Raw genomic sequence first — 23,066 nt, forward strand, 5'->3', positions numbered from 1 at the left:
TTTACTTGAAGAAGGACCCCATGACTACTGCTTTTTCAAACCCGGCCCATGCCCACGATGGCACTTGCTCACATGGAGAGGTTCCCAACCAGGCGCTGCAAAACCTGCGCGCTGAAATCGCAGGCGATGATGTGCGCACGCGTTTGATTGACCGCCTGGCCTATGCCAGTGATGCTTCGCATTATTACCACGTGCCCAAAGCAGTTATCGTTGCTTCGGATGTTGCCAAGGTAGCGCATGCTTTCCGCATCGCGGCAGAGAATAATTTGCCCATTACTTTTCGCTCGGGAGGCACCTCGTTGTCGGGACAAGCAAGCGGAGAGGGCTTGCTTGTCGATGTCCGCCGCGGCTTTCGCACCATGACGGTCGAAGACAAGGGACGGATTATTCGGGTGGGGCCTGGGCTCACTGTCTCCCAGGTCAACGCGCGGCTGTCGCTGTATGGGCGCAAGCTAGGCCCGGATCCGGCGAGTGAATCGGCTGCGACCATCGGCGGGGTAGTCAACAATAACTCTTCCGGCATGGCGTGCGGTACGGAATTTAACACCTATCAAACCCTGCGCGGACTGACTTTAGTGCTGGCCTCTGGGACGATTATTGATACCGGCGCCGATGATGCCGATGCGCAGCTCTATGCCAAGGAACCGCAGCTAGCCGAAAGGCTGATGCAGCTCCAACGCCGCGTGAAAGAGAATCCAGAATCCGTGGCGATTATTCGCCGCCACTTCGCTATTAAAAACACCATGGGCTACGGGCTAAATTCCTTTCTGGATTTTGAAGGCCCCGCAAAGATTTTGGAACACCTCGTTGTGGGTTCTGAAGGCACGCTGGCTTTTGTCGCAGAAGCAGTCTTTGAAACTATTCCGGTGGCAAAGCTCGCGACTACGACAGTGGCGGTGTTTTCTGATCTCAACAGCGCGACCTCGGCGCTGCCACAGCTCGTAAATACCGGTGCTGCCACCTTGGAGCTGATGGACGCGGCATCTATCAAAGTTGGCCAGGGTTTTGATGATGCGCCAGCGTCGATCCGCGGCTTCGAGGTGGATGCTCAAGCAGCCCTGCTGATTGAGTACCACGCGCACACCGCGGAAGAGCTCGCAGAGCGTGAACACACGGGGCAGAAGCTGCTGCGTGAGCTAGAGATGTTTAAACCTTCGGCATTTTCTACTGCCGCAGCCGATCGCAATAGCGCGTGGCAGTTTCGCAAAGGCCTCTACGCCAAGGTGGCCAAAGCACGTCCCAGCGGCACAACTGCCTTATTAGAAGACGTCGCCGTCCCAGTGGAGCGTCTGGCTTCTACCTGTGCTGGTTTGCAGGAGCTTTTCGCTGCCAACGGCTACGCCGACGCAGTCATTTTCGGCCACGCAAAAGACGGCAATATCCACTTCCTGCTCACCGACCGCTTCGAAGGCGAAGACAGCCTCGGGCGCTATAACAACTTCACCGATGACATGGTGGATCTCATCTTGGGTGCTGAAGGAAACCTCAAAGCTGAGCATGGCACCGGCCGCGCGATGGCACCTTTTGTCCGCCGCCAATACGGCGATGAGCTCTATGAAGTCATGCAGGAGCTGAAAAAGGCCATCGACCCGCGCGGGATTCTAAACCCCGGTGTCATCCTGGATGAAGACCCCACTGCGCATATTAGCAATATCAAGCTTAACCCCAGCGTGGAAGAAGAAATCGATACCTGCGTCGAGTGCGGCTACTGCGAACCTGTGTGTCCGTCGAGGGACTTGACGCTGACGCCACGCCAGCGCATCGTGGTGCGACGCGCGCGGGCCCAAGCGGAGCACCAGGGTGACTTCATCACGGTCACCGAGCTGGATAAAGACTATGAGTACATGGGGAAGCAAACCTGTGCCGTGGACTCGATGTGCCTGAGAGCGTGTCCTGTGGGCATTGACACCGGCAAATTTATCAAGCGTTTGCGCCGCGAGGACGCCAACAAGGTTGAGCAAACCGCCTGGAAAGGCGCAGCACAGGGCTGGTCCGCGGTGAATCGGGGCGCATCCATTGCTTTGAGCGGAGCACACCGTTTGCCCACGTCGCTGGTTCAGGCAGTAACAGACGTAGGCCGGAAACTCGTCGGTACAGAAACCATGCCGCAGTACCAGCCAGAATTGCCCGGCGGTGGTCATCGACGCTCGAAACTCGGCGGCATAGTGGGTGATAAGAACGCCGAAGTTCAGGCCATTTATGTTCCGGCTTGTGTCAACGCGATGTTCGGTCCGCAAAAAGGCGGGATGGGTGTCACGCAGGCTTTCATCGCGCTGCTTAAGCGCGCCGGGGTGGCGGTAGCAATTCCGGAGGCCATCGACTCATTGTGCTGTGGAACGCCGTGGACATCGAAAGGCATGGCAAAAGGCCATGAGGTTATGCAGCAGCGGGTTCGCACAGTGCTTGTCGATGCCACCGGCGGCGGCAAACTACCCGTCATCATCGACGCATCAAGTTGTACTGAAGGATTTATCGCGATGCTCGAAGATACTGGTATAACCGTGCTGGACTCGATTGCTTTTACTGCTTCACATCTGGCGAAGCAGCTCACCGTGGCTCATCCGGTGGATTCGGTGACTATTCACCCGACCTGTTCCTCGCAGCATTTAGCTCTCATGCCAGCGATAGAAAAAGTGGCTAACTTAGCGGCTGAGGAGGTAGTCATTCCGTATAGCTGGGGTTGCTGTGGTTATGCCGGCGACCGCGGCATGCTGCACCCAGAGCTCACCGCGAGTGCCACCGCGCGGGAAGCGGCTGAAGTGGCAGGGATTGATTCGGAATATCACGTGTCTTCAAACCGCACGTGTGAGCTGGGGATGACGCGGGCAACGGGCAAGCCTTATCGCCACGTGCTAGAACTTCTGGAAATAGCTACGCGGTAGGAAGGGCGCCAAACGCGCCCTTCTTGCCTAGTGGTTCTAGCAGTCCTAGCAGTCCTAGCGGTCTTCTCGGGTTTTCCGAGAAGATTAGGAAACCCGGGTGAACTTGATGTGGTATTCGCGTGGTTCTTCCTTGAGGTATTCCAATTCGAACTTCTCCTCGCGGGCTTCGACTTCGCGCAGCAAAGGCACTGGATTGTGCGGAGCAACCAGGATTAAAGATTCTCCGACCTGGCGGGTGCTCAATGCGCCGTGAATAGCGCCGTGGCGAATGGCATGTGGGATGAGGTTTGCCTGCAGGGTGGGGATTTCCTTGACCTTGTTGGCTTCAGTGAGGTTAAGTTCCATGAGCGTGGCCTTTTCTACTCGTTCTGCTCGGGGTATTTTTTACCTCATCCATCCTAGAACGAGCATTAAACACGGATCCACTAGTAAATAATCTGCCCCTCAATCGGGGTTAATGCTCAAGCTTGGCGCGGCGGACGTTCTCTGAGGCCGAGGAGATATAGGCATCCGCTTCTTGGCGAGTGTCGTAGTCTTGTTCTTCGCCGGTGCCTTCTGCCTCGATGATCCGTCCCGCTTGGGCTAGAAGGCGACGCACGGACTGGTTCCGGGGGCTGCCTAACTGGTGGAAGGCGGTTTTGAGCGCGGAGGTGCGCCAGATTCCGCAGAGATTTTGCAAGCTGCCATCTTGGCTGCGGATAAGCGCTACGCCAGCGCTTGAATCAGCGGTGATGGCGGCAAAAAGGCGGGGGAGAATCTGCGGGGAATCCGGGGCATCAACCGGTAGCGTGGCGATGAATTCTAAGTCGGGATGGCGGTGAAGAAGATATTCAAAACCCGCGTGGATTCCTGCGACGGGCCCGCCAAAAGGCGGTTGCTCACACGTTAAAGGCAGTCCCAACTCACGCGGGGAGACCACCACATAATCAGTTGCAGAGGGCAGCTGGGCGATGAGACGGTCGACAAGCCGTACCCCGTGTACTTTAACGCTGGCCTTGTCCACGCCACCCATTCGTGTGCCTTGACCACCGGCAACCACAATGGTCGCTAAGCGTGGCTGTGCAGTCTGGTTCATTGGGGAAGCTCCCGTGACCAATCGCCAGAGCGGCCACCAGATTTCGCGACAATGCCGCAACGGCGGATAAATGCGCTGCGGTCTACGCCTTTGACCATGTCAATAATTGCGAGCGCCGCCACGTTGACTGCCGTGAGCGCCTCCATCTCCACGCCGGTGCGGTCAGCGGTACGCACGGTGGCTTCGATAAAGACGTGGTCCTCTAAGATTTCTACATCTACCTTGGCCCCGTGCACGCCAATCGTGTGCGCAAGGGGCAGCAATTCCGGCACCTTCTTCGCGGCGGCAATGCCAGCGATACGCGCGACAGCTAAGACATCGCCCTTCGGAACAGTGCCTTCGCGCAGGGCTTGAAGAACCTTAGGAGAACACGCTACTTCTCCTTGCGCAGTTGCTGCCCGCACCGTCGGCGTCTTTTCGGTGACATCGACCATGTAAGCATCGCCGGCATTATCAAGGTGGGTAAATTTCATGGACAACCTTAAATCTTTCTAAATATGGTTCGAGGTGGGCAGCAAGATGGCTTCCACCATATCGCCTTCCCGGTATTCGGGATCCCCGCTGACGAGATGCAGCACGCTATTTACTCCGACCAGGGCACTAATCATGTGTGAGCCCACATGGCGGCCATTAAATGGGGTTACCGTCGTCGGGGTAGCTGTGAAATCCACGATGGCTGGGACAAATATGTCGCGGTCAGCTACTTTGGGGAGCTCGCCACAGAGCTTGCCTTCGACTGTCGCTGGCGAAGCTTTGGCAGGCAGACCCATGGCAGGGGAAGCCGTGCCAGGCGGAGCCAGAACCGGTTTTCCGGCAATCCTATCCAGCAGGGGCTGCACATACAGAACAAAGGAGATAAACGCAGCAACTGGATTTCCCGGCAAAGAAACCACGGGGATACGACGGCCAGCGTCGTTAGTCCAGCACGATGCGCCTTGGTGGGAACCAGGTTTATGTTTTACCCGGCCGAACCAGGAGTGGTTGCTATAAGTGAGCAAGACTTCGCGCACCACGTCGTAGACTCCCACGGCCACACCACCAGTGGAGATGATGACATCATGATTAGCGGCGAGTTGCTCAAAAAGAGTGCGCAGCTTTTCTGGTTCATCGTCGCAATGGGCAATCGTGGTCTGTGCCGGGCCCCAGGTGTGCACAAGGCCTGCGACCATGGGGCTATTAGAATCGGGAATCTTGCCGGGAGCGAGCGCCTCACCGGTAGGGCGTAATTCTTTGCCGGTAGAAATCACGGCCACTCGCGGTGCAGCATAGACTTCAACTTCGGCGATACCGGCAGAAATTAGCGTGGACAGCAGACCAATATCAATACCTTGACCTGCGTGTGCGCAGTTCGTGCCTGCCTGTAAGGATTCTCCTTTACGCCGGATGTGCAACTTAGCTGCATCAAAACTTTCCACGTGGACTTCCACAGGTAGCGGCTGCGGACCGGCAGGGATATCGGTGTATTCAACGGGCACGATGACTAGGTCCGCGGTCGAAGTATCCACCGGCGCCCCGGTCATGATCCGCACTGCAGCGCCAGCAGGTGGAGTAAGGGGAGCATCGCCCGCGGCGACATCACCGACAACGTCCAGCGTGGCGCTGCCCGTGAAGTCGAGGTCAGCGCGGTGGAGAAGAAATCCATCCATCGCCGAGTTGTCAAAAGGCGGGATAGCGTTTATAACCTGCTGATCCGCGGCGAGTATGCGCGATAAGGCGTTGACATCTACCGGAATGGTTTCGGTCTTCGGCGCTGGCGCCAGCGATAAAATTACTGCGCGATGCTGCTCCATCGTGCGCACATCAAAAGCAGGTGGGGTAGAAGGATCCGCAGGGCTCATAAAAGCCGATCTTAGCCACCGATGGCAGACATCGGGCGGTCTGGCTGCAAGAAGCCTTCATCATCCATTCCGTGCCCTGGCTTCTTCCGCCACATCTCCCCGGCCCACGCGGCAAGCAGTTCCTCATCGCTAGCGCCAGCGCGCATCAAATCACGCAGGGAAGTCTCCGAGTTGCCAAAGAGACAGTTGCGCACCGCGCCATCAGTGGTCAAACGCGTGCGGTCACAATCGCCGCAAAATGGTCGGGTGACAGAAGCGATAACGCCGATATTGCCCGCATAAATATTTTTATCTAAGGACACCTCCGCGTTCCATAGTTGGGCTGGAGCAGAACCGCGTGGTTCCTCGGCGGGGCTAAGCGAAATCTCTTCGCTAAGCCTGCGCAAAATATCATCAGCAGTGACCATATCCGAGCGTTTCCACTGCTCACGAGGCCCCAGCGGCATTTGCTCAATAAAACGCAGCTGGGCGCCTTTGCGCAGCGCGAATTTCGCCAGCGGCACGATGTCATCTTCATTGATCCCTGGCATCACCACGGCGTTAATCTTGACTGGATTAAGACCAGCTTCGATGGCGGCATCGATAGCTTTGAACACGCCATTGAGCCGGTCGCGCCGAGTTAGCTGCGCATAGCGCTGCTTGTCGATGGTGTCGAGCGAGATATTGACGCGATCCAGCCCAGCCTCCTTGAGCTTTTGTACGCGGCGCTCCAGCCCCAGACCGTTAGTGGTCAGCGCAATTGAGGGTGCCAGGCCCTCATCGGTGCGTAATTTCTTGGTCTCGGCGATGATATATTCCAAAGACTTCCGCAACAGTGGCTCGCCACCAGTAAAACGAATCTGGCGGATACCCAATTTGGTCACGCTCAAGGTGATAAGGCGGATCACTTCATCATCGTCAAGCGTGTGCTCCGTGGCCATCCATTCCAGACCTTCTGCTGGCATGCAGTAAGTACAGCGCAGGTTACAACGGTCGGTCAAAGAAACCCGCAAGTCACGCGCCACGCGACCATACTTATCAAGCAGCTTGCGGGAGCCATCAGCCTTGGCTGCTGGTAAATCCTTCGGGAGCGAAGTACTCGAGGCGTGCGAAAGACCCATCTGGGGAAGGCCAAGAGACACTGAATGGTTCTCAGCTGCTTGCCCTTCATGGGGATTGAGGGAAGAAATCTGAGTAGTCATGTTCTTTCCATTCTAGGCTTTAAACACCGAAAAACCCAGTTTGAAAAGCCTGCCTGGACCATGCCTGTTTAGTCTTCTGTAGTCGGCCCGGATGCGTGGCCACGATGCGTGCTGAGGTTAATGGAACACACGCCAGGACGTGACAATGGGTGTAGTTCAAGGCGCAGGCGCGGATCGACGTCGGCATCGGTGAGATGTCCCAAGAAACCTTCGTGCACAGCGCACACGAAAGGATGCGGACGCGTGCCGTTAACCGTCAGTGGACAGGCGTGCAAATCCAGGTCGGAACCTTGCGCGGAATCTAAATCGCCTGCCGGTGGTGATGGGTCGAAGCCGAGGTCGCGAAGCTTGGCAAATAGGGATTCTAAGGCGTCCTTTTCTGTACTAACTCCGACAGGAGCTGCGCCCTTGGGATCCTTTTTCTCCATGGTCTGGGCCCACTGGCGACCAACGTTGAGTGCTTGCGCATAGGCTTCCGGGGTCAAGTTTTCTTGATCCACCAGCATGCTGGTGAGCACGCCGATGAGAGAGACATACTCTTCGGCGATAGTTTCAGTCTTTGGTGCACGAACGTGGAACACAAACGACGGGCGGCCGCGGCCCTGGGCTGGCGCGGGCATGACCTGGACTGCGTCTCTGGCGATGAGTTCATCAAGGTGACTGCGCACAGTGTTGACGTGCGAGTCCAGCATTTCGGCGATCTCTGAAATCTTCGCGCCTTGGGGGAATTCGTGCAGCGCGTCTAAGACTTTGCGCTGTTTGGGAGATAGTCCCAAAGACTCGGGGAACAGTTCAGAGCTGGAGCGGGGGACGCGCGAGGAAGAAGTCGCAGCACTGCTGGTCATCTGAATCAGCGTCCTTTCTTGAAGGTAAAAATTTGGAGGTTTCTTCTCCGATAAATCGTGCAGTGTTAGCACGATGAGAATGAATAGATACTACCGTGACAATCGGTGAATTAAATAACCAACACTTTTCTATGGTCGATACTTCTATAAGGGAAAGAACCAGTATATGCCCTAATTTTTAACTCCCGCTGTGATCTTTATACGAAAATTTCAAAGCTTCTAAAAGAATAAGTACTATAAAAACCGTGGAAAAGAAATGGGTTGCTCATCGTGCCTTCTTTTTGGCATTCGCCGGCATATCTTTAATTATTGGCCTTGGCGCTGGACTAGCTCTCCTAGGATTCACAGTTCCGCGGCCTTTTGACGCCAAAGCGATTGAGCATGGCCCGTTGATGATTTTCGGTTTTATCGCAGGTGCCATTGTTATGGAGCGCACTGTAGCGACCAAGACCTGGTGGGCGTGGGCCGCACCTGCCTTTCATACCTTGGGCGTTGTTCTCCTTATTAGTGGTGCCCCACGACAGCTAACAGCGGTGGCGTTCTGCTTGTCTTTTGCTACGCTTAGCGCCTGCTACGTCCTTATCTATCACCGGCAATCGACGCTGGAAGTAGTTATCCAAGCCGCCGGAACTATTGGAATCTTAAGCTCTGTTGTTCAGTGGGCTATAGCCGGTGACTTTGAACCTGCCATGCCTTTGGCTGCGGTATTTGTCGTAGCCACCATCATTGGGGAGCGGGTTGAATTAGCGCGGCTGAAGATTGCGCAGTCATCGGCGGATGTTTTATTAACTGCGCTGTGCCTGGCGCTGGTGGCTGCCAGCTTGGTGTTCATCTTTGCGCCAGAGCTTGGGCTTGTCGTGATGGGAGCACTCTTTCTCATCATCGCGCTAGCGGCAGTGCGTGTCGATGTCGCTATCAACCTTGTTCGCTCACGGGGCCTCCCGCGCTTTTCGGCGGCGTGCATGCTCGCTGCATATGGGTGGCTGGCTGTTACTGGAATTTTGTGGATGAGTTCGCAGTATCTACCTGGGGAGCTGGTTTATGACGCGGCGGTTCACGCTGTATTCATCGGGTTTACCTTGTCGATGATTTTTGCGCATGCTCCCGTGATTCTTCCAGCCGTGGTGCATCGTGCGCTGCCGTATCACTCAGTACTTTATGTGCCCGTTGCCGCTGTGCACCTGGGACTGATTGTCCGCATTATTTCCGATACTCAAAACTTTGTCCCCGGACATCAGCTCGGTGGGGTTATCAATGTGGTCGGGGTGCTGGGATTTTTCCTCACCGCAGTCGTATTAGCGGTTCGGGCGGCGTGGAAGAAAAGGAGCAAGCAACGTGCACATAGCAATGCCTAATTCAGGGATGCCGCAGCAAGGAAAAAGTCTTCATGCAGGACCCGATGGTGTAACCGATGTGTCTTTGAAAGCACGCGGGCGTTGGCACACCATTGTCTTTGGCCTGATTTCCGTGTGGTTGGTGTGCGGAATTGGCTTGGTGATAGCCAGTAATTTTGGCGCAATAATTGCGTGGTGGGCCATTGTCCATTCCTTCACATTGGGAGTGGTGACCACAGCGATTTTGACCTATTCGCTGCACTTTGCCGAAGCGCTCACGCGGCAGCCTACCTCTTCTTACCGGCCGATCATGGTGCGCATTAGCCTGGTGCAAGTAGGGCTTATTGTGCTTTTGCTCGACACCACTACTGGAACGTGGTCGATGCTTTCTGACATTGGTGCCAGCCTTGTCACCATTGTCGTGGGGTGGCATCTGTGGGTTATCTTTCGCATGCTGCGGACGTCACTGTCGACGAATTTTGCTGCCACGGTGCCGTTTTATCTCGCTGCCTTAGCGTTTCTGATCTCCGCGGTAGTGGTGGCAGTTGTGGCGAGTCATGGCGTGGGCGATTACACCCGCATGATCGCAATTCATTCCCGCTTAACCATTTGGGGATTTGCGTGGCTGACGGTCCTGGGCACGATCATGACCTTGTTGCCGACGCTGACTTCGACGAAGATTCCGCCGCAAGTGATGAAGCGCTGTACGTTTGCGCTCGCATTGCACAGCGGCGGGCTTATTGCGGCGTGCGGCTTTTATGCTGCTAGCTGGAATACCTGGGCGGGCATCTCGCAGCTTTTCATGGTGGTTGCTGCAGTACTTATCATGCAACCACTGCTGGCCGGAATCTTTGCGAAGAATCAAAGACTGCGCGCCGCTGCGATATCTGTTATGGCAGGTGTCATTTGGCTGGTTGCGCTGTGTGCTGCCGATGCCATCTGTGTTGGTCTGGGGCAAGAAACCAGAGAAATTACGCGTGCCCTAGCCCCAGCTTTTCTTGGTGCAGGTTTGCTGCAATTGGTCACCGGGGTATTGCTCCATCTATTACCTACCTTGCGCGGGGGCGGAAATCATGTGGTGACAGCAGCACGCCAATATGCCGATTTAGGCGGCTGGGCGCGGCTGGGGCTTATCAACTTCGGCGCGATGCTGACGCTGTTAGCCCCATCGCAGGTTCCGGCATCGACAGCCTTGCAGGCAGGACTCATTCTCATCGCATTAGGGATTGCGGGACATATAGGCGTCCTGCTCAGCGCGTTAATTAGAGCTCATCATTAAAGGAAGACATCATGACACAAAACCTTATTGCTAATTCTTCACCAAACAGGCCGAATCAGCCTGACGCAGGTGGTAGCAACAATCGCGCTGAATGGGCGGCGTGGTTAGTCATCGCTCTTGCAATGGCTGCTGTGGTCATTTTGATTGTCACCACCATGACGCCTTCCTCAGATAGAGATGCCGGCCTGCCCAGAGAGGGACAGGCCCAGCAACAAAACGATCGGTCTGTTGTACCCACCGGTGAGGTTGTAGAACTCGACGTTGAGGTCGAAGGCATGGCTTTTGTGCCTAATTCAGTAGAGATAGCAGCTGGAGATAGCCTCAAAATCACCTTCACCAATACCGGTGACCAGGTCCATGATCTGAAGATTGGCAACGATGAAACTGGGCGCGTAAACCCCGGCGATACGGTAGTGCTAGAAACTGCGCCTCTTGGGGAAAGCATCCAAGGTTATTGCACAATTGTCGGTCATCACTCCCAAGGCATGGTCTTCGATGTCACTGTCACAGGCACAGCCACAGGAGATGCCGCAGGCGAACACAATCATGAGGTGGTGGCGGGGGATAACCCACACGTGACGGTGCCAAGTATGGCGGAGTTGGGAACACAACGCGAAGGCTTTAAAGCTTTCGACGCCAGCTTAAAACCAGCGCCGAGTACAACCATGCACGAATACACCTGGGTGGCTACAGAAGAAAAGCGCGAAGTTGCACCAGGGATTGAACAGGTGCAGTGGCTTTTCAACGGCCAAGCCCCAGGACCTACCTTGCGCGGCACGGTAGGAGATACATTCCGCATCACCCTGCGTAACGAAGGAACGATGGGGCACTCCCTGGACTTTCACGCCGGTGAAATCAGCCCAGATCAGGCAATGGCGACGATCCAACCCGGCGAAGAAGTAGTTTATGAATTCACGGCGCGCCGGGCTGGCATCTGGATGTATCACTGCGCCACGATGCCGATGAGCTTGCACATCGCCAACGGCATGGCCGGGGCAGTCATTATTGACCCGCCGGCAGATTCAGAACTTGCGCTGGCGGATGTTGATGCGGAATACGCATTGATTGCTTCAGAGATCTTCTTAGGAGAATCTGAAGTCGGCGCAAATCCACAGCGCGTTGCGAATGGCGAATTCGACCTCATGGCCTTTAACTACTATCCATCGCAATACGCGTTGGAGCCATTGCAAGCGAAAGTGGGAGACACGATCCGAATGTGGATTATGAATGTTGGTCCCGATGAGCCGTTGAGTTTCCATGTGGTGGGCGAGGTCTTTGACACCGTATTTACCGAAGGCGCGTACACGGTGCGTGATGCAGCAGAGACCGGATCCCAAGCCCTGTCGCTGCTGCCAGCCCAGGGCGGTTTTGTGGAAATGACCTTCGACGAACCCGGAACCTACACCTTTGTTAATCACGTAATGACCCGCGCTGAAAAAGGTCAGAGCGGGTCAATCGTGGTTGTAGATTCCTAAAAGAAGGAATCTACGAATCTGGAATTGTGGCTAGGAAGAGCGCGGTGGGCGGCTGCGGTCGGAGTTGCCGCGGCGCTCGGAGTTGCGGTCAAGCTGTGAAGCCGGAGACTGCACTGGCTCCCACGCAACGTGGGAACGCATATCAGTGGTGCGGGTATCACGCGAGCGGTAGACCACATAAGGACGCGTGACATAACCAACTGGTGCTGAGAATGCGTGGACCAGGCGAGTAAATGGCCACACCGCCATCAAGGTAAAGCCAGCCAGGACATGGACCTTAAACTGCCACGGGACATCCGACATGAGCTCAGGCTGGATGTTGAAAATCAACAGGTTACGCAGCCACGGCGAAATGGTTTCGCGGTAGTCATAGCCGTTGGTGCCCAAAGTATCGAAAAGCTGTAAGGAGAATGTAGCAATCGTGCCCGATAAGATAGCTCCACCCAAAAAGATGTACATAACTTTGTCTGAGCGAGACGTGGCCAAAAATACCGAACGATTAACCACGCGACGATAGATCAAACCGACCAGGCCTAGAACCGTGGCAATCGCGGCCAGCGCGCCGGGATAAGTGGCAATCAAATGGTAAAAGTGGTCCGAAATCCCTACCGAACGAGTCCAGGACTTCGGAATGGCCAGGCCCATTAGGTGTCCGACGATAACGAAGACCATGCCCCAGTGAAACAGTGGCGAAGACATGCGCAGCAGTTTGGATTCATAGATTTGCGAAGAGTGCGTTGTCCAGCCGAACTGGTCAGTGCGCCAACGCCAAAAGATACCGACGAAGAATGCGACGATGGCCAGCCATGGGAACGCGCCCCAGAGGAAATTTTCAAAGTATTCCATGGTGATAGTCCTTTTATAGATCGTCTGGTTGGACGGTCGGGAATGGAAGATCGGCAATACCCACAACCTCTGCGGGCGGGCCGGTACGGATTAGGTCGACGTATTTCTGGGCGATCTCTGCATCGACACGCGGCAATGCGCGGCACACAGCAATGATGAGGGAGACATAAGGCGAATCCGTGTGCTCTAAGGCAGCACGCAGGACTTCTAGTCCGTCCCGGTAGCTGGCCACAAACTCCACGGCCTGCTCATGCGATGAACCTTCCGAAAGCCCGAGGGCCTCGAGCACCACGCAGAGGTGGTCCGGCAGTTCATCATTTTCATCAAAGTCGAAGCCCAGCGAACGCAGCTGCTCGCCGAAAGCCAAAATGGCCATTCCGCGCTGGCGAGTATCGCCAACTGCGTAATAGGAAAGAAACAGCGAACAACGACGGCGCTGGTCAAAGGTTTCCACGTAGTGCTCTTCGACATCGCGCAAACTAGCGGAATACGCCCGGCTGAAGAACTCGCGGAAATCCTCGGCGATCGCCTGAGGCAGATCCTCTACGTGCTGTTCAACCGCTGCGACGGTGTCATGGAAATTCTCGTCCGGGTACTGCAGCAGCACAGACACTGCCATGGCGACGGTGCGGCGCTGGTGTTCAGTTACCGCAACTGGTGTGATCAGCTCGGCCGGAATCCGTCCGGTGTGGGTACGCCTGGGATCGGCAGCGCCTACTTGTGCACTGATGGTGGCGCGGCTGGTGCGCTCGACATCTTTGGCGCCGCCAGACGCACCCATGCCAGCGGGTGTGCCGTAGCCTGCCAAAGTGTCGTGGTCTAGGGGAGGTAGGTGTGAGTGATGATGCGGGGAAGAGCTCGTGAATTTTCCTGCACCAGGCAGGAGCTTGAGCTTGTCGAAAATACCCATGGTGATTAGCTTTCTTCCTCACGCCGTGGCGGGAACATGCCATCAGGGCGGTCACCGGTCCAGGACAATAGCGATACCTTGCCGGATTCGCCGCCACCGTGGCTGGAACATGCTTCAGGTGCGCCCATGCCCAAATCAGCAAAGGCCTTGTCCATCGCGCGGGTCGGATCAGTGTCACCGAAGGGATCCAGGTCAGCAATGCCGCGCGGAGTTTCAGGCGAAGCAGTAGGGATGACGTAGCGGTCGTCGTACTTGGCAATAGCCAGCAGACGATACATTTCCTGAATCTGCTTACCGGTCATACCAACTGCTTCGGCGATTTCTTCCTGCGGCTCATTGCCGAGATTGATATCGCGCATATAGGAACGCATGGCGACGAGACGACGCAGGGATTTCTCCACCGGGACGGTATCGCCGGCGCTGAAAAGTCCTGCCAGATAATCCAGCGGGATGCGCATATTCGCCAACGTTGAAAACAGCAGCTTATGGTCTTCGCCGTCATAGCCGGCGGCGGTGATTTCATCGACTACTGGAGACAGAGGCGGAACGTACCAAACCATAGGCAAGGTGCGGTACTCGGGGTGCAAGGGAAGCGCGACCTCGTATTTGAAGATCATGTCGTAGATAGGAGACTGCTGTGCTGCATCAATCCAGGAGTGCGGGATGCCCTCACGCTTGGCGCCCTCGATGACCTCAGGGTCATTGGGGTCTAACAAGATGGACTTTTGAGCTTCCAACAGGTCCTTCTCATCGGGTACAGACGCTGCTTCTGCAACGCGGTCGGCATCGTAGAAGATAACACCTAGGTAGCGCAGACGGCCGACGCAGGTTTCCGAACACACAGTAGGCTGGCCAACTTCCAAGCGCGGGTAGCACAAGGTACATTTTTCAGCCTTACCAGTCTTGTGGTTGAAGTAAACCTTCTTATAAGGACAACCGGAGACACACATGCGCCAACCGCGGCACTGGTCCTGGTCTACAAGAACAATGCCGTCTTCAGCACGCTTGTACATCGCACCCGAAGGACAGGAGGAAACACACGTCGGGTTGATGCAGTGTTCACAAATACGCGGCAGATAGAACATGAAGGAGTCTTCAATCTGCTTTTTGACCGCGATATTCATCTTGGTGAGCACCGGGTCACTATCCATGGTGGCGGTGGAGCCACCGAGGTTGTCGTCCCAGTTAGAGGACCATTCAATCTTGTTGATTTCGCGGCCATCAATTTGGGAGACGGGCTTCGCCGTGGGCTGGGTTTTCTGCCCCGCCTTAGCACCCATCAAATCTTCATACTGATAGGTCCATGGCTCGTAGTAGTCATGGATGGTGGGCAAGTTCGGGTTGTGGAACAAGGTGAGCAGCTTCTTGATGCGGCCACCGGCCTTGGGCTTGAGCTTGCCGCTGCCGGTTAAGCTCCAGCCACCTTGCCACTTTTCCTGATCTTCCCAGGTGCGTGGGTAGCCCACACCAGGGCGGGTTTCAACGTTGTTGAACCAGATGTATTCAGTGCCTTCGCGGTTGGTCCACGCCTGCTTACATGTCACCGAACAAGTGTGGCAACCAATGCACTTGTCCAGGTTCATGATCATGGCGATTTGTGCCATTACCTTCATTAGTACTGCACCTCCTTGGAGCGGCGACGAACACGGGTAACTTCGTCGCGGTTGTTACCGGTTGGACCGATGTAGTTGAAGTGATAGGTCAGCTGGCCATAGCCGCCAGCGATATGCACAGGCTTGATGAGAATGCGCGTCAAAGAGTTGTGCGTGCCGCCGCGGCGGCCGGTGTGCTCATTGAGCGGGGTGCCCACGGTGCGTTCCTGGGCGTGGTTCATGATCATCGTGCCTTCGGGAATGCGGTGGGAGACAATTGCACGAGCACTGACTACACCGTTGCGGTTGTAGACTTCGACCCATTCGTTGTCCGCGACACCAATCTTCTCGGCATCCTTATTCGACATCCACACGACCTGGCCACCACGGGAAATGGACAGGACATGCAGGTTGTCAAAGTATTGCGAGTGGATAGACCACTTGTTGTGGGTGGTCAGATAGCGCAGTGAAATTTCCACTTCGCCGTTGTTGTTGAAGGTTTCCCCTGGGTTGAATTCACCGTGCAGGTGCAGGTGATCCAGCGGCGGACGGAAGACCGGAAGTGATTCACCGTAATCCATAAACCAGTCGTGGTCGATGTAGTAGTGCATGCGACCGGTCAAGGTGTGCCATGGCTTATCGAATTCCACGTTGATGGAAAAGGCGGTGTACCGGCGGTTGTTGCGCTTATCTGCCGTCCACTCCGGCGACGTGATGATCTGGGTCGGGCGTTCTTTAATCGTGTCCCAAGAAATGCGGACGTCCTTATCGGATGCGGCCAAAGGCGAGAGATCTTTGCCGGTACGTGAGGACAGGTAGTCAAAGCCGTTGGCAGCAACCTCACCGTTGGAGACACCCGATAAGTGCAAGATGGCGTCGATGACCTTCGTATCCCTCGACAAATCAACAAGTTCACCCATGGAGGTCTCTGAGGTTCCACATATGAGCTCAAGTTCTTTGACCTGCTTGCTGACATCGAACTTGGTGCCGTGAACGGCAGTTCCTGCCTTGGCGGTTAGTGGGCCAAGGTGAGTCCACTTTTCATAAATCTTGGTGTAGTCGCGTTCCACCACAGCAAGCTTCGGCATGGTGACACCTGGAATATAGCCTTGCTTTTCGACGTCAGGTACCACGCCATTGGGCATGCCCAATTCATCCGGGCTGTCATGGTGGCTTGGTTGGGTCACCACGTCACGTTGGGTGCCCAGCCAGCGCACGGACATCGCCGATAGTGCTGCTGAGAGGTCACGGAAGACTTCAAAGTCGGTGCGAGCTTCCCACGGCGGGTTGATAGCGGCGTTAAAAGAGTGCAGATAAGGGTGCATGTCTGTCGATGACATGTCGTGCTTTTCGTACCATGTTGCAGCCGGCAACACGATGTCGGAGACCAAGGTGGTGGAGGTATTGCGGAAGTCCGTGGTCAGCATCAAATCGAGCTTTCCTTGCGGCGCTTTCTCATGCCATTTGATGGTCTCTGGACGCTCGCCCTCCGCTAACTCTTGTGCGGTGGCATCAGAGTCCACTCCGAGTAAGTGACGCAGGAAGTATTCCGTACCCTTTGCGGAAGAACCCATGAGGTTGGTGCGCCAGTTGAGCAAGATGCGTGGCCAGTTTTCTTCGGCCGAGGGGTCATCGTAAGCAAAGCCGAGCTCACCCGATTGCAGTTGCTGTGGGATGTATTCCTTGACATCCATGCCTGCCTTCTCGGCTTCATCGGCAAGCAAAAGCGAATTGCGGTTGAACTGTGGATACGCCGGCATCCAACCACGACGCATGGATTCGGCCATCGTGTCCGAGACCATCTTCGAACCAATCGAACCACGCTGTTGAAGCGGCGAGCCCAAGTGCGATGCCTGGGTGTTGTCATAGCGCCATTGCTCAGTGCCGAAGTAATAGAACGCCGTGGTCACCATGTGGCGCGGTGGGCGCTGCCAGTCGGTGGCCATCGCCCATTGCTGCCAACCATTCATCGGGCGCAGCTTCTCCTGACCGACGTAGTGCGCCCAGCCGCCACCGTTGACACCTTGGGTGCCACACATCGAGGTCAATGCCAAGAATGTGCGGTAGATGGTATCCGCGTGGAAGTAGTGATTAACGCCAGCGCCCATGATGATTTGGGAGCGTCCTTGCGAATCCGCGGCATTTTGCGCAAACTCGCGGCCGATACGGATAGCGGCATTCGCTGGCACACCGGTTAGGGTTTCCTGCCACGCTGGGGTACCGACCTCGGTGGCGTCGTGGAAGTCCACTGGCCAGCTACCCGGAAGGTTCAGCTCAGGGCGGTTAACACCGTAGTGCGCGAGCATGATGTCAAAGACCGTGGTGTATTTAACGCCGTTGATCTCACGGTAGGGAACACCGCGGTGCACAACGCCGGCGCCAATGGGGCGGCCGGTGCCGACTTCTTCTGGCTTGGCATCAAGATCAAAGCGCGGGAAGAGGACCTCTACGGTGCCGAAGCTATCAGTCTCCGCAATAGACATGACTGGGTCGACGCCTTCGAGTGAGAGGTTCCAGCGGGATGTGGATTCATCCCAGCGGTCGGCAACGGTGCCGCCGGGATCGACAATCTTGCCGTCGGTTTCCATCATCAAGGTGCGGTGGGTTGCATTCGCCGATTCGCGCAGCTCGGCGTACTCATCACCTTCCAATTGGCTGGCGGTGAGGAATTTGCCAGGGGTGTAGGTTGCTTCGCCGGAAGCACTGGCGTGAGCTTCATCGGTGTTTTCTTCCAAAGCGACCAGGAACGCGGAGTCCGTGAACTTGCGCATGTAGTTGAGGAAGTATGGTTCCTGGCGGTCGACGTGGAAAGTCTTCAAGATGACATGACCCATGGAAAAGGCGAGCGCTGCATCTGTGCCTGGGTTAATACGTGCCCACTCATCAGCGTGCACTGTGTTATCGGCAAAGTCAGGGGAGACCACAACGACCTTGGTGCCGCGGTAACGGGCCTCGACCATGAAGTGCGCATCTGGGGTACGGGTAACCGGGATATTGGAGCCCCACATCATCAGATAAGAGGAGTTGTACCAGTCGCCAGATTCCGGAACGTCAGTCTGGTCACCGAAGGTCTGCGGGGATGCCGGTGGCAAGTCGGCGTACCAGTCGTAGAAGGAGAGAGCCACGCCGCCAATCATCTCCAAAAAGCGTGTGCCCGCGCCGTAAGAAACCTGGGACATTGCGGGAATAACGGTAAAGCCATTGATGCGGTCGGGGCCGTATTCACGGATGGTGTAGACGTGTGCTGCCGCCGCCATTTCGATGGCTTCTTCGTAGTTAATACGAATGAGTCCACCCTTGCCGCGCTGGCTGATATAAGCATTGCGCTTTTCTGGGTCTTGCTGGATTTCCCGCCACGCCAGCACCGGATCCTTGAGGCGTTCTTTGGCCTCGCGGTACATATCCACCAGCACGCCGCGGGCATAAGGGTAGCGAATACGCGTTGGCGAGTAGGTGTACCAAGAAAAGGATGCGCCACGAGGACAGCCGCGGGGTTCATATTCGGGCATGTCATTACCATTGGTGGGGTAGTCAACCGCCTGTGATTCCCACGTGATGACGCCGTCTTTGACATAAACCTTCCAGGAGCAAGAGCCGGTGCAGTTCACGCCGTGGGTGGAGCGAACCATCTTGTCGAAAGCCCAGCGGTTGCGGTAGAAGACATCAGCTTGGCGGCCGCCTTGTAAAAATAGCTGTTGTCCGCCGGAGCCGGAGGTTCCCTTGCGCAGGTGGGAACCCATCTCAAACAGTGAGTTTGTGGAGCTACGTGAAGTTCTGGAAGAACTTGTGGTTGCTTTAGTCATGAGGGGAAATCCTTTGGGTTAATGGAAATTGGACAATCTGCACGAAGTATTTATCCGGGGTAAGGAGCCTTCGGGCGGGCGTAGAAAATCCATGTGAGCACGGTGCAGATGGCGAAGAAGGCCACACAGCCCCAGAAGAAAGCCTGGATGGGCATCAGCGAGAGCAAGATACCGACGACAAAGGGGCCGAATGCACCAATCGCGGAGGTCCAGCCGATGACGCCACCGGCCTGGTGCTTAGGGAAAATCATGGGCATTTGTTTAAAGGTGCCGGCGTTGCCAAGACCTGTGAAGAAGAACATCAAGAGCATCGCGCCGAGGAACCACCAGAATTGGTCTGGATCGGTGGGGTTTAAAAATAGTGCGGCAACAGCGGTAAAGATGGTCATGCCGATACCGCCGACAAACGTCCAGATGGCACCACCGAACTTGTCACACAACGGACCCCATGCGGCGCGAACACCAGCACCAATGAGTGGGCCTAAGAAGGCATAGGCTGCACCACGAGGCAGATTTTCAACGCCAATGGTTTCAGCAAAAGAGGAACCAGAACCATAGATTTGGTTGATGATGAGCGCGAATTGTGCGGCAAAGCCTGCAAAAGCACCGAAGGTCATCAGATAGACCACGGTCATCACCCAGGTGTTGACGTTGCCAAAGATTGAAAGCTGTTGACGGAAATTAGCTTTGACCGGGACATCTTTAAGGTAGGTCCATGCCAAGAGTGCACAGACGATTGCCCACGGTGCCATGAAAATAGCTGGATTGTGAACGAAGACATTCGAGCCATCTGGAAGGCGTTGTGGGGCGACGAAACCAATGCCCAAGAGCGTAAAGCCCATCAGCCAGGGTGCGACCAGTTGAATGAAAGAAATACCGAAGTTACCGATACCAGCTTGCAAGCCCAAGGCGGTGCCTTGCAGGCGCTTAGGGAAGAAGTAGCCCGTCGAAGGCATAAAGCCTGCGAATACACCGCCGCCGAAACCAGATGCAAAGGAAATGGCGAGCAATTCCCAAAATGGCGTGTTTTCTGGACGTTGGACTACTGAGAACCAGCCCAGCATGGGCAGTAAGAACAAAAGTGCTGAAAATGTAACCAGCTTCCGGGTGCCTAGCACTGGGGGAAGGAACATGAAGACCAGGCGGAACAGTCCGGCAGAAAGTCCCGAAATGGCGGTGAGCGCATAAAGCTGGCTATCGGTTAGGTCGAAACCGATTTGATTCAGCAGCGGGGCGATAGCGGAAACCAAGTACCAGGCGCTGAAACCCACTGCCATCGTGGCGGTGGTAATGGTCAAAGTGCGCCAGGCAATAGCCTTGTCCCACTTCTCCGGATCTTCAGGATCCCAGCCATGAAGAATTCTTCCGGAGCTATCTAGTTGAGTACCGGGGGAACTGAGTTTAGACATTTATCCTCGCTTGAAAAAGAAAGGGAACCAATGGGATACCTGATTAATAGGATAGCTTGCTAAGCTCAATAAATAGTTGTTTAAACCGGTAAAACCCGTTTAATTACACAACACTAATATTGCCTAATTGACCTGCAGAAACTGTCGATGCAGGCAGACTAGTTTTTGGGCTAAAACAGTATTTGCGTACTGTTTAATGTTATTTTCATCACCATGGTAAAAACGTGAAAAAAGGAACTTTATGTACCCCACAACAACACCCCTGAAGGCAGCTGTGATTGTGGTTTCAGACCGAATTTCCAGTGGCCTCAAACCGAACTATGCGGCTGATATAGCCGTGGAAATGTTGCAGGGCGCGGATGTAGAAATTTCACACCGGGAAATCGTGCGGGAAGATGAGGCCGCTTTTACTATCGCGCTGCAATCGCGGCTGCAGGCAGGCGATGACATTATTGTCACGCTTGGCGGCACAGGAACGCGTGTCGGCAACGTTGTCCCCGAAGTAACGGGCCGACAAATCTGCGCGCGCCTGCATGGGCTGGAGACGCAAGTGTTGCTCAAAGGCTTAGAATCTTCACCCAAAGCGGGACTTAGCCGCGGGGTTATCGGCGTGACCAAGTATGGTCATCCCACTACCTTGATCGTGAATTCTGCCGGCTCCCGCGGCGCGGTGACTGATACTCTAAGCGTTGTTTTACCGCGCGTCGACGATATTCTGCGTGAGTGCTAGTGGCCAAGACTATAAATCTTGGCCAGGGGATCGTTTAGTCCTGGTGGGCCTCGACGTCCCTAATCGCCTCTGGGTCCTCAGGATTGCTAGAACCGGGGCCCTCAAGCTGGATGATGTTGTAATCGCCTTCTGCGAGATGTGAGCGCATATCCTTCTTGTCGAATTTGCCGACCGAGGTTTTATCCAAGGACTTCACGAAGGTCCAATATTCCGGAAGCATCCATTTCGGTAGTTCCTTGCGCAGCGCTTCGCGCAGGCGTTCAGCTGTCTCAATAGTGGGTGAGATACCTGGGCTCAAAACGGTGATAGCCAAAGGTCGTTCGACCCACTTCTTGTCGGGATAGCCGATAACGGCGGCTTCAACGACTTCCGGATTGTTCATGATGAGGTTTTCCAGCTGTACGGAATAAATCCACTCACCGCCCGAGCGAATAACATCACGTGCACGGTCAGAGACATTGAGGAAACCGTCTTCATTGACGTAGCCCACATCGCCGGTGCGCAACCAACCATCGGCAGTAAATTTATTGGTGGCGGTATCTGTTGCCTTGCCGCGAAATTCCGATGCAGACCCGTCATCGTGTTCAGCAGGGGAGTCGTAGTACTCCTTGGTTACAAGGTTGCCGCGGACCTGGATTTCACCGGCGTTGCGGTCGGTGGTGGCGACAACTTGGCCGTCGTTGACAACCCGGTATTCCAATGAGGCAGGGAACCTGCCTTGAGAAACCCGATATGCCCAGCGCGCATCGCCCGAAGCTCCTGAAGGAGGACGAGCAACTGTACCCACGGTGGAAACTTCAACCATGCCCCAGACGTGGATAACATCGACACCATACTTTTCTTCCCACACGCGGATTAACTGTTCCGGTGCGGGGGAGCCGCCGGCGTAAATTTCAACGAGAGACATGCGCTCTGGTGGATTGTTGAGGTAGTGCACCATCAATTGGATCCACAACGTTGGAACGCCATGCGCCACGCGCGGGTGGGTGGTGGCGATGATTTTTGCCAGCGTCGGCGCAGAAACGTTGGAATCCGGCAAGATAAGTGGAGTGCCTGTCATCCATGCGGCAAAAGGGACACCCCAGGACAGCACGTGATAAATCGGGATGCAGCACAAGAAAGACTCACCGTGGGTAATGGCTAAGCTATCGGTGGTGCGAAGCAGCATTGCTTCTAAATAGATCGAGCGATGTGAGTAGACCACGCCTTTGGGCGCTCCCGTTGTACCCGTGGAGTAGCACAGAGCTGCAGCGGTATTTTCATTCAGCGTTGGCCAGTCATAAACCGAGGACTTACCGTCTAGTAATGATTCATAGGAATAGACTTCAACATTTCTGCCAAAGTGATGAGCAAAGTGACGCGGGTTCTGCGTTCCGGTAAAGACCACGGCGCGCACGGTGTCTGCGCCGGCGAGAACCTTGCCTAGCTGTTCCGCCAGGCGCGGATCGGCAACGACCACTTCAATCTCTGCGTGATTGACGATATGACGGATCTGGTCATTCATCAGCTGCTTGTTCAATGGGGTAAATACAGCCCCTTTGCAGGAGGAGGCGAACATGACTTCTAGGTGCTCCGCACAATTCCACAACAGCGTGCCCACTCGTTCATCGCCGGTGATCCCTAGGTCATCGTGAAGCGCATGGGCAAAGGCGGCAGCGCGGGCGGCAATGTCAGCGAAAGTAGTTTCTTCTGCTGGGCTGTCGCTTGCGTCTTCGCCTGCTCGTTCGCCGTGCCAGGTGGTGACTTTAGTGTTGGCGTGAACGGTAGAGCCGTACGTCAATATCCGTGAAATTGAAAGGGGGATATCCATCATGGTCGAAAGCATGTGTCCCACTTTAGCGGTGCTGGTGGTGATGCGTTATACTAA

Annotated in this window: 17 protein-coding genes; 5 read left to right on the forward strand and 12 right to left on the reverse strand. The window is 55.4% G+C overall.

Going from position 1 to position 23,066, the window contains the following annotated elements; all coding sequences use genetic code 11:
* Positions 1 to 20: 20 nt before the first annotated feature.
* Entirely contained in the window at positions 21 to 2,882 is a 2,862-nt protein-coding gene (locus C5Y44_RS04780) for an FAD-binding and (Fe-S)-binding domain-containing protein (protein WP_105323899.1), read from the forward strand.
* An 84-nt stretch (positions 2,883 to 2,966) separates the two neighbouring features.
* On the opposite strand, the gene C5Y44_RS04785 is transcribed toward C5Y44_RS04780, so the two are convergent.
* From C5Y44_RS04785 to C5Y44_RS04810, 6 genes are all read right to left on the reverse strand, one after another.
* Positions 2,967 to 3,227 carry a DUF2249 domain-containing protein gene (locus tag C5Y44_RS04785; RefSeq protein WP_105323900.1) on the reverse strand — a complete coding sequence of 87 codons (261 nt, stop codon included), beginning with the start codon at positions 3,225 to 3,227 and terminating at the stop codon, positions 2,967 to 2,969.
* Between the two features lie 109 nt (positions 3,228 to 3,336).
* A complete protein-coding gene (locus tag C5Y44_RS04790) occupies positions 3,337 to 3,957 on the reverse strand; it encodes a molybdenum cofactor guanylyltransferase (protein ID WP_105323901.1) in 621 nt (206 codons plus the stop codon).
* Positions 3,954 to 4,430 (reverse strand): cyclic pyranopterin monophosphate synthase MoaC, encoded by a 477-nt coding sequence (moaC, locus tag C5Y44_RS04795; protein ID WP_105323902.1) that lies wholly within the window; start codon positions 4,428 to 4,430, stop codon positions 3,954 to 3,956. The genes C5Y44_RS04790 and moaC overlap by 4 nt, the downstream gene beginning before the upstream one ends.
* Before the next feature lie 18 nt (positions 4,431 to 4,448).
* Positions 4,449 to 5,795 carry a molybdopterin molybdotransferase MoeA gene (locus C5Y44_RS04800; RefSeq protein WP_105323903.1) on the reverse strand — a complete coding sequence of 449 codons (1,347 nt, stop codon included), beginning with the start codon at positions 5,793 to 5,795 and terminating at the stop codon, positions 4,449 to 4,451.
* Positions 5,796 to 5,806: 11 nt separating this feature from the next.
* Positions 5,807 to 6,895, reverse strand: coding sequence for a GTP 3',8-cyclase MoaA (gene moaA, locus C5Y44_RS04805; protein ID WP_233189854.1), 1,089 nt, complete (start codon positions 6,893 to 6,895; stop codon positions 5,807 to 5,809).
* Positions 6,896 to 7,044: 149 nt separating this feature from the next.
* Complete coding sequence (locus C5Y44_RS04810) at positions 7,045 to 7,821, reverse strand: metalloregulator ArsR/SmtB family transcription factor (RefSeq protein WP_105323905.1); 777 nt, start codon at positions 7,819 to 7,821, stop codon at positions 7,045 to 7,047.
* Between the two features lie 245 nt (positions 7,822 to 8,066).
* Here C5Y44_RS04810 and C5Y44_RS04815 point away from each other — a divergent pair, with 245 nt between their 5' ends.
* Genes C5Y44_RS04815 through C5Y44_RS04825 form a run of 3 tightly spaced genes read left to right on the forward strand, consistent with a single transcriptional unit; the run spans position 8,067 to position 11,909 of the window.
* The gene (locus C5Y44_RS04815) at positions 8,067 to 9,176 is read left to right on the forward strand and encodes a hypothetical protein (protein WP_105323906.1); all 1,110 of its coding nucleotides are present in this window, start codon (positions 8,067 to 8,069) and stop codon (positions 9,174 to 9,176) included.
* Positions 9,157 to 10,434 carry a beta-carotene 15,15'-monooxygenase gene (locus C5Y44_RS04820; protein WP_233189833.1) on the forward strand — a complete coding sequence of 426 codons (1,278 nt, stop codon included), beginning with the start codon at positions 9,157 to 9,159 and terminating at the stop codon, positions 10,432 to 10,434. Before C5Y44_RS04815 ends, C5Y44_RS04820 begins: the two co-directional genes overlap by 20 nt.
* Before the next feature lie 11 nt (positions 10,435 to 10,445).
* Positions 10,446 to 11,909 (forward strand): multicopper oxidase domain-containing protein, encoded by a 1,464-nt coding sequence (locus tag C5Y44_RS04825; protein WP_105323907.1) that lies wholly within the window; start codon positions 10,446 to 10,448, stop codon positions 11,907 to 11,909.
* 30 nt (positions 11,910 to 11,939) lie between these two features.
* Here C5Y44_RS04825 and narI read toward each other — a convergent pair whose 3' ends face one another.
* From narI to C5Y44_RS04850, 5 genes are read right to left on the reverse strand one after another with little or no spacing between them, the layout of a single operon-like run.
* On the reverse strand, positions 11,940 to 12,755 hold the full coding sequence (gene narI / locus C5Y44_RS04830) for a respiratory nitrate reductase subunit gamma (RefSeq protein WP_105323908.1): 816 nt from the start codon (positions 12,753 to 12,755) through the stop codon (positions 11,940 to 11,942).
* 13 nt (positions 12,756 to 12,768) lie between these two features.
* Positions 12,769 to 13,665: a nitrate reductase molybdenum cofactor assembly chaperone gene (narJ, locus tag C5Y44_RS04835; RefSeq protein ID WP_105323909.1), complete on the reverse strand. Its 897-nt coding sequence runs from the start codon at positions 13,663 to 13,665 to the stop codon at positions 12,769 to 12,771.
* A 5-nt stretch (positions 13,666 to 13,670) separates the two neighbouring features.
* Positions 13,671 to 15,278, reverse strand: coding sequence for a nitrate reductase subunit beta (gene narH / locus C5Y44_RS04840; protein ID WP_105323910.1), 1,608 nt, complete (start codon positions 15,276 to 15,278; stop codon positions 13,671 to 13,673).
* Complete coding sequence (locus C5Y44_RS04845; RefSeq protein WP_105323911.1) at positions 15,278 to 19,060, reverse strand: nitrate reductase subunit alpha; 3,783 nt, start codon at positions 19,058 to 19,060, stop codon at positions 15,278 to 15,280. The genes narH and C5Y44_RS04845 overlap by 1 nt, the downstream gene beginning before the upstream one ends.
* 50 nt (positions 19,061 to 19,110) lie before the next feature.
* Positions 19,111 to 20,469: an MFS transporter gene (locus C5Y44_RS04850; RefSeq protein WP_105323912.1), complete on the reverse strand. Its 1,359-nt coding sequence runs from the start codon at positions 20,467 to 20,469 to the stop codon at positions 19,111 to 19,113.
* Between the two features lie 241 nt (positions 20,470 to 20,710).
* Between C5Y44_RS04850 and C5Y44_RS04855 the strand changes: the two genes are divergently transcribed.
* Complete coding sequence (locus C5Y44_RS04855) at positions 20,711 to 21,199, forward strand: molybdopterin-binding protein (protein ID WP_105323913.1); 489 nt, start codon at positions 20,711 to 20,713, stop codon at positions 21,197 to 21,199.
* A gap of 34 nt (positions 21,200 to 21,233) precedes the next feature.
* On the opposite strand, the gene C5Y44_RS04860 is transcribed toward C5Y44_RS04855, so the two are convergent.
* Positions 21,234 to 23,024 (reverse strand): long-chain fatty-acid--CoA ligase, encoded by a 1,791-nt coding sequence (locus C5Y44_RS04860; protein ID WP_105323914.1) that lies wholly within the window; start codon positions 23,022 to 23,024, stop codon positions 21,234 to 21,236.
* Positions 23,025 to 23,066: the final 42 nt, after the last annotated feature.

The organism is Corynebacterium sp. J010B-136, from assembly GCF_002967075.1.
GTDB lineage: Bacteria > Actinomycetota > Actinomycetes > Mycobacteriales > Mycobacteriaceae > Corynebacterium.

Coding starts and splice junctions, on each gene's coding strand:
- C5Y44_RS04780 (WP_105323899.1), top strand. CDS start 21: ATGACTACTGCTTTTTCAAACCCGGCCCATGCCCACGATGGCACTTGC.
- C5Y44_RS04825 (WP_105323907.1), top strand. CDS start 10,446: ATGACACAAAACCTTATTGCTAATTCTTCACCAAACAGGCCGAATCAG.
- moaA (WP_233189854.1), bottom strand. CDS start 6,895: ATGGGTCTTTCGCACGCCTCGAGTACTTCGCTCCCGAAGGATTTACCA.
- narI (WP_105323908.1), bottom strand. CDS start 12,755: ATGGAATACTTTGAAAATTTCCTCTGGGGCGCGTTCCCATGGCTGGCC.
- C5Y44_RS04800 (WP_105323903.1), bottom strand. CDS start 5,795: ATGAGCCCTGCGGATCCTTCTACCCCACCTGCTTTTGATGTGCGCACG.
- C5Y44_RS04860 (WP_105323914.1), bottom strand. CDS start 23,024: ATGCTTTCGACCATGATGGATATCCCCCTTTCAATTTCACGGATATTG.
- narH (WP_105323910.1), bottom strand. CDS start 15,278: ATGAAGGTAATGGCACAAATCGCCATGATCATGAACCTGGACAAGTGC.
- C5Y44_RS04810 (WP_105323905.1), bottom strand. CDS start 7,821: ATGACCAGCAGTGCTGCGACTTCTTCCTCGCGCGTCCCCCGCTCCAGC.
- C5Y44_RS04845 (WP_105323911.1), bottom strand. CDS start 19,060: ATGACTAAAGCAACCACAAGTTCTTCCAGAACTTCACGTAGCTCCACA.
- C5Y44_RS04790 (WP_105323901.1), bottom strand. CDS start 3,957: ATGAACCAGACTGCACAGCCACGCTTAGCGACCATTGTGGTTGCCGGT.
- narJ (WP_105323909.1), bottom strand. CDS start 13,665: ATGGGTATTTTCGACAAGCTCAAGCTCCTGCCTGGTGCAGGAAAATTC.
- moaC (WP_105323902.1), bottom strand. CDS start 4,430: ATGAAATTTACCCACCTTGATAATGCCGGCGATGCTTACATGGTCGAT.
- C5Y44_RS04855 (WP_105323913.1), top strand. CDS start 20,711: ATGTACCCCACAACAACACCCCTGAAGGCAGCTGTGATTGTGGTTTCA.
- C5Y44_RS04850 (WP_105323912.1), bottom strand. CDS start 20,469: ATGTCTAAACTCAGTTCCCCCGGTACTCAACTAGATAGCTCCGGAAGA.
- C5Y44_RS04785 (WP_105323900.1), bottom strand. CDS start 3,227: ATGGAACTTAACCTCACTGAAGCCAACAAGGTCAAGGAAATCCCCACC.